The 12383-nt window shown below is 43.3% G+C and carries 10 protein-coding genes; 7 read left to right on the forward strand and 3 right to left on the reverse strand.

Features of this window, described 5'->3' with window-relative positions; translation table 11 throughout:
- Positions 1–235 precede the first annotated feature (235 nt).
- Positions 236–1870: an NAD(P)H-hydrate dehydratase gene (locus tag AC5JM2_RS07110; RefSeq protein ID WP_495834201.1), complete on the forward strand. Its 1635-nt coding sequence runs from the start codon at positions 236–238 to the stop codon at positions 1868–1870.
- Between the two features lie 362 nt (positions 1871–2232).
- On the opposite strand, the gene AC5JM2_RS07115 is transcribed toward AC5JM2_RS07110, so the two are convergent.
- Entirely contained in the window at positions 2233–2835 is a 603-nt protein-coding gene (locus tag AC5JM2_RS07115) for an NIL domain-containing protein (protein ID WP_495834202.1), read from the reverse strand.
- A gap of 402 nt (positions 2836–3237) precedes the next feature.
- Here AC5JM2_RS07115 and AC5JM2_RS07120 point away from each other — a divergent pair, with 402 nt between their 5' ends.
- The 3 genes from AC5JM2_RS07120 (at position 3238) to AC5JM2_RS07130 (ending at position 5382) form a co-directional block, all read left to right on the forward strand.
- A complete protein-coding gene (locus AC5JM2_RS07120) occupies positions 3238–4599 on the forward strand; it encodes a flavin-containing monooxygenase (protein ID WP_495834203.1) in 1362 nt (453 codons plus the stop codon).
- Positions 4600–4670: 71 nt separating this feature from the next.
- Positions 4671–4874 carry a hypothetical protein gene (locus AC5JM2_RS07125; protein ID WP_495834204.1) on the forward strand — a complete coding sequence of 68 codons (204 nt, stop codon included), beginning with the start codon at positions 4671–4673 and terminating at the stop codon, positions 4872–4874.
- Between the two features lie 175 nt (positions 4875–5049).
- The gene (locus AC5JM2_RS07130) at positions 5050–5382 is read left to right on the forward strand and encodes a hypothetical protein (protein WP_495834205.1); all 333 of its coding nucleotides are present in this window, start codon (positions 5050–5052) and stop codon (positions 5380–5382) included.
- Between the two features lie 69 nt (positions 5383–5451).
- Here the strand turns inward: AC5JM2_RS07130 and AC5JM2_RS07135 are convergent, their stop codons facing one another.
- On the reverse strand, positions 5452–7509 hold the full coding sequence (locus tag AC5JM2_RS07135) for a potassium channel family protein (RefSeq protein ID WP_495834206.1): 2058 nt from the start codon (positions 7507–7509) through the stop codon (positions 5452–5454).
- Between the two features lie 259 nt (positions 7510–7768).
- Here AC5JM2_RS07135 and AC5JM2_RS07140 point away from each other — a divergent pair, with 259 nt between their 5' ends.
- Positions 7769–9202: an NAD(P)/FAD-dependent oxidoreductase gene (locus AC5JM2_RS07140; RefSeq protein ID WP_495834207.1), complete on the forward strand. Its 1434-nt coding sequence runs from the start codon at positions 7769–7771 to the stop codon at positions 9200–9202.
- A gap of 428 nt (positions 9203–9630) precedes the next feature.
- Here AC5JM2_RS07140 and trxA read toward each other — a convergent pair whose 3' ends face one another.
- Positions 9631–9951: a thioredoxin gene (gene trxA / locus AC5JM2_RS07145; protein WP_495834208.1), complete on the reverse strand. Its 321-nt coding sequence runs from the start codon at positions 9949–9951 to the stop codon at positions 9631–9633.
- An 876-nt stretch (positions 9952–10827) separates the two neighbouring features.
- Here trxA and AC5JM2_RS07150 point away from each other — a divergent pair.
- Positions 10828–11787 carry an orange carotenoid-binding protein gene (locus tag AC5JM2_RS07150; RefSeq protein ID WP_495834209.1) on the forward strand — a complete coding sequence of 320 codons (960 nt, stop codon included), beginning with the start codon at positions 10828–10830 and terminating at the stop codon, positions 11785–11787.
- A 129-nt stretch (positions 11788–11916) separates the two neighbouring features.
- Positions 11917–12243: a fluorescence recovery protein gene (frp, locus tag AC5JM2_RS07155; RefSeq protein WP_495834210.1), complete on the forward strand. Its 327-nt coding sequence runs from the start codon at positions 11917–11919 to the stop codon at positions 12241–12243.
- Positions 12244–12383 lie beyond the last annotated feature (140 nt).

A 12383-nucleotide genomic window follows, 5' to 3' on the forward strand; every position in this document is an offset into this window, starting at 1 on the left:
TTGGGCTTGATTTCACCTGTAAAAACTGCGGTGCAAAATTAGAAGCAACAGGTTCTAACCCCGTGTTGTTGACAGAGAAATCGCCCCAATTATCAACTAGTATACAAAATAAAGATTTTTTATCCGGTGATTTTTCCTCAGATTAACTAGAAAATGGACACTAAGATCAAAAAAAGCCGGAAAACATAACTCAGCATTCAGTACTAAAAACTCAGAACTTTAGGACTCAGGACTAATGAAAGACAGGCAAGAACAAATTGCACAAGTCATCGTCACCGCACAGCAAATGCACGAAATCGAAAAGCGTATTTTTACAGCGGGAATGCCTGTGGTAGCTTTGATGGAAAAAGTGGCAGGACTTATTGCGCGTCGTGTTCAGGATATTTACCCCCTGTCTTGCCAACAAGAAAACAAAGGGAAAGCTTCCTCATCTCCCAGCCTACGGCTCGCTTCGCTAAGACTCCCTCCCTCCCACGTAGGAATTCTCGTCGGTCCTGGTCATAATGGTGGTGATGCTTTGGTTGTTGCGCGAGAGTTATACTTTCGTGGCTATGAAGTTTTAATATATTGCCCTTTCTCTAAACTTAAGGAATTAACTTCCCAGCACTTGCAGTATTCTAAAAGTTTGGGTTTGCCGTGTTATGACTCCATTGAGCCACTGCAAGATTGTGATTTATTAATTGATGGGTTGTTTGGATTTGGCTTAGAAAGAACGCTCACAGATCCAATCGCTACTGCTATCAATCAGCTCAATGAATGGCACAAACCGATTATTAGTATCGATTTGCCTTCGGGGTTGCACACAGATACGGGTGAGGTGTTGGGAACTGCGGTACGTGCTACACACACTTTTTGCTTAGGTTTGTGGAAGCTGGGTTTATTGCAAGACGAAGCTCTCGATTATATCGGTAAAGCTGAGTTAATAGATTTTGATTTTCCCTTGGCTGATATACAAGCGGTACTGGAAAATTCACCAAGTACTAAACGCATCACAAAAACAACAGCCCTCTCTACTCTGCCTTTACCCCGTCCGCCAGTCACGCATAAATATAAGGAAGGGCACTTGCTGTTGATTTGTGGTTCGCGTCGGTATTCGGGAGGAGCAATATTAACTGGGTTGGGTGCGCGAGCAAGTGGTGTCGGTATGCTCTCAATTGCTGTACCAGAATCTCTCAAATCTATCATGGTGGCGCAGTTACCAGAAGCGTTGATTATTGGTTGTCCGGAAACAGAATCTGGGGCGATCGCTCAACTGCAACTCCCACCAAAAACGGATTTGAGTTCATTTAGTGCGATCGCCTGTGGTCCCGGCTTAACCCGAGATGCCAGCCCAATTTTACAAGAAGTATTAGATAGCACTAGCCCCTTACTTCTAGATGCTGATGGTTTGAATATCTTGGCTGAAATGAGAAACTTTCAGACGTTACAAAAACGACAAGAAGTAACCGTACTTACACCACATGCGGGTGAATTCAAGCGGTTGTTTCCTGACATTCCTGATGCTAATCACCACAGAGTCAAAGCAACGCGGGAAGCGGCGGCGCAAAGTGGTGCAGTGGTGTTATTGAAAGGCGCAAGAACTGTTATTGCCAACTCCCAAGGAACCGTTTGGATTAATCCCGAAAGTACGCCAGCCTTGGGGCGTGGTGGTAGTGGAGATGTTTTAACTGGGTTGATTGGTGGATTATTAGCGCAAGCTTCTTCTAAAAAGATTTCTGTAGAGGAGATTGTTGCAACTGGTGCTTGGTGGCATTCTCAAGCAGCAATTTTAGCAGCACAAGAGCGCACAGAATTGGGAGTAGATGCCCATACTCTGACGAATTATCTCAGCGCTGTTTTGGCATCTACGTTGGGAAACTTTCCTGCATAGCGCTGTTTCAGCACTCGCACACTCGTTATTCTGACTCTTGACTACTTCTTGGTCAATAGACCAATGCGCAAAAGTCAGATTTTACGAGGTTCTGTTAAGAGTTAAACGTTCAGAATTCCCTGTTCCCTGTTCCCTATTCCCTCTTCCCTACAACTGCCACGAAGTCTAAGAGTCTAAGAGGATGTCTTAAAAGTTTAAGCAAGGTATATTTTGTCATTCTGAATGTAGCGTTCGCGCAGCGTGTCCCTTTGGGACTCAGCGGAATGAAGAATCTAGAGTTTGAGGCGTAGTTTTGAGATGCTTCACTACGCTATCGCTGCGTTCAGCATGACATTTTTGACTTCTCAGACATCCTCTAATAATTACAACCAAACTTCTAAGCCTAATTTTTTTAAATATCTTAAGCCCAACACAATCTGCTGACGCCTACCCCAAACCTCTAAATCAAACCAACCGTCATTTTCAGGGTTGGTATCTAATACTGCTCCGGAAATGTTAACAGTTAATCCATAACAAGAAACAAGCCCTGCAATAACTGGGTAAGACTGATAGTTTTGAGGAATACAAACTTGAAATTTAGCACGAGTGGTTTGTCCTTCTACGACATTGGAATCAGCTTTTTTGTCATTGTCGTCAATGATGTCACTCAAATTGTGATTTTTACATAAAATCTTGAACTTTTCCTGATTTTCTTGGGCAATGCTTTTGATATCTAACTGCACAATCTCTATATTTAGTTCTTGAAGATAGGCAAGACCTGCTTCTAAGCGCTGAGAAACCCCTTGAATTTCTAGGTTAAACCAACCGTCATCTTTTGCATGAGCTTCTAAAAGAGCAGATGCAATATTGATTATTAAATCGTAACGAGAAATCAATCGCGAGACAATTGGTTGACGATGGTAGTGCTGAGGAATCCTGATCTGGATCTGACTTAATGTAGAATTCAAAGTTGTAGATAATGTCATCTGTCTAATCCCTCAAAGTATCAGCAATTTTACTGAAGCTGATAGAAACTCAAGTTTTTCTATAGCTTTTAAAATCTAATTAGCAGTAAATTGATAAGATAACCGTATTTTATCATAACTCTATTTTGCTTTTAAAGAGTAAATCTGACTATCCGTAACACCTGACGCCCGCCTTTGAGGGATTTAGTCCATTTCGCCCTATCTGAATCATTGTAAGATTTTTGGGTTTTGCAGCGGGAACTAGACTAAGGTTTAAACGTGATTGTTGACACGTATGGGCATAGAACAGCCCCTGCGAAAATATGTGTTCAATTAACTGAAAAGATCTGTAAGGTCGCCTATCATTGCTGGATTGTTCAACGCGCGAACTCTCCTTCTGTTCTTAATTCATGTAAGAGGTCTATGGTCGATACTACTCACAAACATCTGATTATTGGGGCTGGTTTTGTCGGATTGGGTATGGCTGAGGCACTCAAGGGTGCTGGTATTCCCTACGATCAGGTCGATGCTAGTGATGACATCGGCGGAAATTGGTATCACGGTGTTTACGAAACCGCACATATCATCTCATCCCGCAAAATTACTCAATTTACTCATTTTCCCATGCCAGATGATTATCCCGACTTCCCCAGCGCTCAAAACATGCGGGATTATCTGAATACTTTTGCCGATCATTTTGATTTACGTCAGCAAATCGAACTCAATCGTACCGTTAATTACGTGCGACCCATTGAAAACAATCTCTGGGAAGTCACTTTCACTGATGGGGAACAACGAATTTATAAAGGGGTGTTAGTGTGCAACGGGCATCACTGGTGCAAACGTTTGCCCGAATTCAAGGGAGAATTTAACGGAGAGATTATTCATTCCAAAGATTACAAACGACCCGAAATGCTTCGTGGCAAACGAGTTCTGGTTATCGGCAGCGGAAACTCAGCTTGTGACATTGCGGCAGAAGCAGCTCGGGTAGGAGCCAAGTGTGTCTTGAGTATGCGCGAATCGGTATGGTTCATCCCTAAGACATTTGCTGGAGTTCCGTTCGTCGATCTATTGCAATGGTGGATGCCAGAATGGTTTCAGCGACTGACGGCATACGGGATAATGCGTTTGACGTTCGGCAAGCACGAAGACTATGGTCTATCCAAACCGAACCATCAAGTTTTTGATAAACACCCCACTATAAACAATGAGGTGCCTTACTACATCAAACATGGTCGTATAATTCCCAAGCCTAGTGTGCGTCAGCTTAATGGTTGGGAAGTCGAGTTTAGCGATGGCAGTTGTGAGGAATTTGACTTAATTGTTTGTGCAACCGGTTTTTATGTTGCTTATTCCTTCTTACCTCAGGAACTCCAGCGCGTCGAAGGATCAGTCGTCAAATGTTATGGTGGAGCATTTCCCGACGACTACAAGGGACTGTATTACATCGGATGGGGACAAGTTCGGGGAGGTGTTGGATCGGTGATTGCCGCTAGCAGTCCGTTGTTCATCCGTTGTCTCAAACTCCAGGATGAAATCAATGTGCCGATTGGTCTAGTTTTCAAAGAAATGGGGCAACAGCTACCAACAACCCATCTGTCTGATCCACAAAAGACTTTTAGGCAACTAAACCTGACTAACTTCTTATTTAACAGAATTGTCAAAAAAGCCCATCAGGTTGATGCCCAATATCCCATCTTTCGTAACACTCCACTCCTTCCCAATACTGTTCAGTTAACCGAGAAAGGAGTTAAGTGCGATTCGTTGCTAGCCGAATCCCAGTAACCAGTCTGGATATAAGCCAGCCAACCCCGAGCGTACTTGAGGGGCGATTGCGCAAAGCAAGAGACGCCTGCATGCGTATCGCCACAATAAAAGAAACCAAAGCAGTCTTAGAGAGTGATAAAAAATTACTAGCAGCGTTTCTTGGCGAAATAAGAACAAATCTCTTGGGCGTTGGTTCTTTTTTTGAGTTGATCAATTCAACCTGTGTTATGGTAGCGGCAAGCGATCGCCAAAGCGATCGCTATTTGTCTTTGTCTTTATCTACACAAACCTAAACTGGGAAAATCGGTTTACGGAAACTGGGTTTTCCCGAGTTACGGAGAATATGGCTATCCTACGGTAAAAGCGCATACGCACGCTTTTCAAATAGCATCGAGGCGAGCAAGCATCACGGTTGCAGGATACTATCGATATTAAGCTATCTTGGAACAGAAATTATCGGATAAACATATGGCGCGTTTAGAACTCATTTCTCTTTACTGCGAAAAAACCGAAGATACACTTGGCAGTGATGAAGTTTACTTTGTCATTAACGGTAAGCAGGTTGGAGGAGTGACTACCATCCAGGAAGCAGAAGGTAAAGACTTGAGAGATATTTCTAATATCATCTTTGATCGCACTGCTGAAATTAAACTGTACGACAAAGACACAGGTATCTTTAATAATGATGATCTCATTGGCAGCGTCACCGCTAGCAGCGGCCAGGCTGGGCAAGGAGAAATGACTGGTAAGTTTAATCGAGGTGGCGCAGATTATACCTTGACTTGGCGAGTTGTGGCGTAGTTCAACCATCTGGGGAAATTTCCCCAGATAGCATGCGATAAAATGATAAGTTTTTAACCAAACTTGATATTAGCTATTTGATGATTGCTCAATTGAGATTACACTTGCCAAAACTTGTACTTTTATTAGCTTGCGCACGAGATGCTGAGCTTGATGTTTATACAGTGGTGTTGGCAACACTCTAGGCAAATTATTCATCCATTGCCTAGCAGTAGTGGAACTACATCCTGTGATCAAGGCTATTTCCTCTGCACCATCAGCACTAGCATTTCTAGTCAGAGTTTTTTCAATCTGCACCTTAAAAAGGCGAGGCAGCATTTCACCCCATTCAATTCGCTGCAAACCAGTGCTTGTTGCTAAAACAATCAAGCGATCGCCCCCACAAAGCCTGACATCATCCCAAGGCATTAACGAGTAATTGTCTTGCTGCTGTTTCTGGTAAAGAATCGGCACAACACCGTAGCCATGAGCTATTTCAGATAGAAGCAACTTATTGAGGGTATCACCTTCTTCGATGTTGTATTCCGTTACCATAACGACTTGATCGCTTAAGTGAAACAAGCTAAGAACGTTTTCTCCAAAGGCAGCACAAGCAAAAACTTCCGCTGACAAAGCCGCGCCACACAGAACTTGAGCATAGGGAAACAAAGGGGTGATATTATCACTAAATTGGCGATCTTGAGAGCGGATAATTAACCGACTGGCAGGGTTGATTGCATGAGCCATTAAACCAATTTCCAGATTTTCCATGTGATCATCCCCAACTAAAACGATACTTTTGGCATGGGAGAGATTCACAACAGCGAGTGCTTCGGTTGGATTGTCAACAATCACAGGCATCTCGGGTAAAACCCGTTGATCGAGAGTCGTAGTATGAATTCCCACAAACGGCTGGTTGAGTTCTTGAAAAACAGCAGCGACTTTTTGCCCCAACCGATTTAAGCCAATGAGTACCACATGGTTACGTTCTGGCACAGGAGGATGTCTATTGAGAAACTGGAACCTTGAAGCCACAAGAGCATCAGTTAGCAGTGCATACAATACTCCCACGAAAGCTTGACCTGTCAACGTCAGTCCCAGGCTGAACAACCGCAACCACCACGGCATATGATCTGAAGGTAGTGGTTGCGATGCAAACTTAACGCTGCCAAATAAATCTCCGTATCCTCCCAAAAGCAAAACTGCTGTCGCATAGAAAGCTTCGAGTAAGGTGATCTGAGGATAGTACAAGCGATAGAGAACTATTCCAAGCAGCCATAGTATGAGTACGGTAATTGCATAAATTGTCGCAATTCGTCGGATTTGATTTTGGCTTTGGTAGTAAGATTGCCAAAATCGCACTATTTTCTCTTTAAGATTCTTCGGTGTGATGCCTCGGACAAACTGTTGCCATTGCCACCGAGAACGCTGAGATTCCCTGAGATGCTCAGATAAAGTTAGATCTTCTGCAACTTCAATATAAACGAGTGTGTCTCCCGCTTGCACAACTGCCTCTGGGTTCCACTCATAGAACTGTTTGGGTGGGTTAGATGAAACAGGTATGTGACTCAAGATGTGGCGAGTTGTTAAATTGAGTCTATGTACTGGCTTGCCATTGCACCAGCGATCCTTTGGTTGTACCTGATGCTCTATCACTCGCAACGGTTGCCCTTCTAAGGTAAAATATCCAATAGCTTCGGATGCCAGGGCTGTCAGAGCGAAGGCATAAGCTGATAGATGGGTAGGCTCAAAGGCAACAAAATTGCCTAGATTTTCCCACAACAGTTCGTTAAAATTTTGTTTTTCTGAACGTACAATCAGGCGAACGTGCGGATTAAGACGCCGTGCTGCAAATGCAGCTTCTATATTCATCCGCTCATCTCTTGTAACTAAAAGTATTGAACGACACTCATCTATACCTGCCTGCTGTAAAATACTTGGCTGGCGGCAGTCTCCTATGATTAACTTTTCTAGTAAGCTTGGTACTTCTGGGACTTCCCATTGTCCGGGCTGGACATCGTCAATGGCGCTGACTTTAACATCGTACTCCTTTAGGACTGCGACACAATGTTGCCCTAAGGTTTTGAGTCCGCATACTAAGAAAAGGTTTTGCTTTTTTTGTTGATTGGTGGTGTCGGGAGGATGCACTTTCTGTTGATGGCAGCATTCGATACTGCTAACAGTATGTGTTCAGTGAAATTATATCCCATATTCTGTACACTGAAATGTTGTCAGACCTGTCTGCGATTCACACGTCCGCATTCATCAGCTTTCTGCTTTCATTGCTGTAATTTAGACTACTTTTAGTATTTATTCACATGTTATAAATAAACGGCAGCCTTTATTCCACTTTTGGTAGAGTTTTGTTAAGAAAATTAACAAGCCTTAACAAAAGGAAATAGTTACTATGGTAGTTGTACATGAAAATAATAAACTACATCATGTTGTAATCATTGGTGGAGGCTTTGGTGGACTGTATACAGCAAAGACTCTTGCCAAAGCAAATGTCAATGTTACTCTCATCGATAAACGTAACTTTCATTTATTTCAACCGCTTTTATATCAAGTTGCGACAGGTACGCTATCACCCTCTGATATCTCCTCACCATTACGAGCTGTATTCAGAAAAAGCAAGAATACAAAAGTGTTGTTGGGAGAAATAAATGATATTGATCCAGAATCCCAAGAAGTTATTCTGGGTGATAAAGTAATACCGTACGATACATTAGTTGTTGCCACAGGTGCTAACCATTCCTATTTTGGTCATGATAACTGGAAACCAATGGCTCCTGGCTTGAAAACTGTTGAAAATGCCATAGAAATACGTCGCCGAATCTTTTCGGCATTTGAAGCAGCAGAAAATGAAACTGATCCCGAATTACGCCGTGCTTGGTTGACTTTTGTAATTGTCGGAGCTGGTCCAACCGGTGTAGAATTAGCGGGTGCGGTCGCAGAGTTGGCACATAAAACTCTCAAAGACGATTTCCGCAACATCGACACAAGAGAAACTAGAATTTTACTATTGCAAGGTGGCGATCGCATCCTCCCTCATATGGCACCACAGTTATCAGAAGTCGCAAAAGTATCTTTGCAAAAGTTGGGTGTGGATACCCAAACTAATACCAGGGTAACAAATATTAAAAATGACGTTGTTACTTTCAAGCAAGGTGATGAAGTTAAAGAAATTGCCTCAAAAACTATATTATGGGCAGCAGGTGTGAAAGGTTCCGCTATGGGGCAAGTTTTAGCAAACCGCACAGGTGTAGAGTGCGATCGCTCCGGACGTGTAATTGTAGAACCAGACTTGACGATTAAGGGTTATAAAAACATCTTTGTCATCGGAGATTTAGGCAACTTCTCTCATCAAGATGGAAAACCCTTACCTGGTGTTGCACCCGTAGCCAAACAAGAAGGAGAGTATGTAGCTAAGCTCATTAAAAAACGGCTTCAAGGTCAAACACTACGACAATTTCGTTACAATGACGTAGGTAGTTTGGCGATGATTGGCAAAAATTTAGCTGTTGTAGATTTAAGCTTCATCAAACTCCAAGGTTTCCTTGCTTGGATATTTTGGTTAGTCGTTCATATCTACTTCTTAATCGAGTTCGACACTAAATTACTAGTAGTATTTCAGTGGGCATGGAATTATCTCACTCGTAGTCGTCGCTCTAGATTGATTACAGGTCGAGAAGCTTTTGAAGAAGGGAAAACTGTTACCAACGATGTTCCTTCGACCACTATAAAAGGTAAGGATTCAGGTGAGGGGGTATTGACAAGTGTGACATCCAAAGCGGATTATCACAATTATGGAAAAAGACCTGCCTTTGAAACTAGACTGTGAAACCCTTAGACAGTTGGCGAGCAAATAACTGGTGGACATCATTGTTGAGCAGGTGATCGCACGTCAATGGGAGAGGAAAAGGCGATAAATCAAGAGGTTTAGGCTTGTTCCGTACTGTCTTAACAACATCTAGGTTTTTGTTTTCAGGAGCAGCGAAAAATAAAACCTAGATGTTGTCCTACCTTTGGCATAAGCGTTAGTGAAGTACCCCACCGCATGGCGGATGGGGCTAAGCGCTAAGGCGCACGCTGAGTCCCAAGGGGACACGCGCAAGGGACGCGAACGCGTCTGGCTTGCCGTTGCTACGTTAGGTATATTCATTGCTGAATATCCGACACTCAAGTCGGTGATAGTCTGACACAGCATCTCTGGTTTTTTCAACATATCTGCATTAATTCGGCGACTTGCGCCCGGAGTAGCCGTTTAACCTAAAGGTATTTCTCTAGTGCTTGACTAAAGGTTTCATAGGAAGCCTTGCCAACCAGACGTTCTACCTCTTCGCCATCTTTAAAAATCAGCACGGCAGGAATACTCTTGATATTATATTTTTTGGCATTTTCTTTGTTGTGATCGAGATCGACCTTCACCACCTTGGCACGATCTTCATATTTTTCTGCTAATTCGTCGATGAAAGGACTAATCAACTTACATGGGCCACACCAAGAGGCTGTGTAATCAACTACCACAAGTCCCGAAGAGGTTAAAAGATTATCAAAGTCACTATCTTGGATATAAACAGCTTTAGTCATGGAAATTTTTGAACCTAAATTATACGTGTGGAATGTTTAAGTACGAGAATTTAATACAATGTCAATATATCATCAATTAGAGCAGCTTTTGATTCCTGATAAGCTAATGTGCATTGCAGCATTCACCCACAGTCGCGTGTTTTCTCAACCGAAACACCAAAGATTTTGACACTCCTGATATCGTGTCCGGTTAAAGACTTATCATTAGGACTCTTCGGGAGCAGGGGGAAGGGAGTAGGGAGAAAGGGTTTTCGGTTTCTGCATAGATTTAGGAATAATAACTAATCAACCGGACTTGATATGACATCATTAATGACCTGTGTCAATGAAATTGCCAGATGATACGCCCGGTTTGACCAGGGTCTGACACGTAGAAAAACAAGCACGAGCGTACTATAACGAGTACCCTGCTTCGCCGACAGATCAACAAAACAAAAGCTGGCTTGTTTTTCAGGGGCGGCACGTTTCGGGTTGTTGCTTCTTACCCGTTCGCGTAGCGTCTCCGGAGGAGATAAGCTGCCGCTGACTTTGCGTCACCAACCCTTAACCGAACTATGGCAGCACTAACCCGATCATGCCTTGCTTTGGACGTAGAGGAATCAACTGCAAATGAAAACCTCTTTACCTTAGTTTGTCAAGAAGTGTATCAGATATTAAGGAGAAGCACTTGGTTCAAAAGAGAATTGCTCACTCTCCGCGCCGATTTTTCAAGTGTTACAGCTACCAACGGAACTAAGTTTCCAATTCTTACGTTAAAGATTATTTACAAAAATTAACATATTGTGATAATTTAATGACTGGAGAGCAAAACTGTATCTCCAGAGACATATTGCTTCATCTTTAGTCAGTTACAAACTTAGCGAGGTACCCCTCTATATGGCAATTACTATCGATTCCGCCCGTGGTATTTTTCCCGGTACATTATCGGCTGATGCAGTACCGGCTTTGACTGCACGATTCAAGCAACTCAGTGCCGAAGATCAACTGGCATGGACGTGGTTCGCTTTCCTGGAGATGGGCAAAACGGTCACAGTTGCAGCTCCTGGTGCAGCCAGAATGCAGTTTGCCGAACAAATCCTGAACCAAATCAAACAAATGACCTTTGAGGAGCAAACTCAGGTTATGTCTGATCTGGCAAACAACGCAGATACGCCTATTTGCCGCACCTATGCTACTTGGTCGCCTAATATTAAACTAGGTTTTTGGAATCAGCTCGGGGAATGGATGGAGCAAGGCATTGTCGCGCCAATTCCGGCTGGCTATAAGCTTTCAGCCAATGCTACTGCCGTATTGGAAACCCTCAAAAACCTGGATCAAGGACAACAGATCACCGTCCTACGAAACTCGGTTGTGGACATGGGGTTTGATGCAAGTAAACTAGGCGACTATGCCAGAGTTTCTGAACCTGTGGTCGCGCCTAAAGAAAAGTCTCAGCGTACTAAAGTCACCATTGAAGGTCTCGACAACCCAACAGTGTTGAGCTACATGGACAATTTGAATGCAAATGATTTTGATGAACTAATTAAGCTGTTCGTGGCGGACGGTGCTTTGCAACCTCCCTTTCAAAGACCGATTATTGGCAAAGATGCAATTCTGCGGTTCTTCCGAGAAGAGTGTCAGAACCTCAAGTTGGCACCAGAGCGCGGTGTCGCTGAACCTGCAGACGATGGCTACACTCAAGTGAAAGTTACAGGCAAGGTTCAGACCCCCTGGTTTGGCGCAGCAGTGGGCATGAATATGGCTTGGCGGTTCTTGATCAATTCTGAAAACAAGATCTTTTTCGTAGCCATTGACTTGTTAGCCTCTCCCAAAGAGCTTATGAATCTGGCAAGATAAGAAGACTCGCGCCCAGAGTAAATCACTAACTATTGTGGGGAGCGCTCTGTTAACCAAGAGCGCTCAATTACTCTAAGCAAACAAAACAATCCTAACCAACTAACTACCGCACAAATTTCAGATTGAGTGATGCAAGTGAGTGAAGCTAAATGGACTGATACTGAAAAAAAGATAGCTCGATCTGCCTTTGATCAAGCCTACAAGCGAGAAGTTGAGGCTTTGCTTAAACAAGTTCGAGAACAAGCAAGCACACTCGTGGAGTTGAGTGATCTCTGGCGGTTACATGATTTCTTGAGTGCTAGAAGGCATGAAGTCGAGGGTAAGTACGACTACCAATATTCTGTTCTGCTCTTTGTCTTTGCTGGATTGGTCAAGGAAGGCTGGCTCCATCTGAACGAACTGGAAGGGCTGGATAAAGATAAGCTATCCAAGATCGCTGCTTTGGCACGGATGTAGCCTAGTATAGTCACTCTTCTTACAAGATTGTGACGACGAGGCAGACACCGCGTGCAGTAGCATTGGAACCAAAATGTACGCGCTCCAAATAATTATTGTGATAACAATAAAATTTCTACCTTCTTTAATGCCTCATTCTT

This window comes from Brasilonema angustatum (assembly GCF_059505445.1).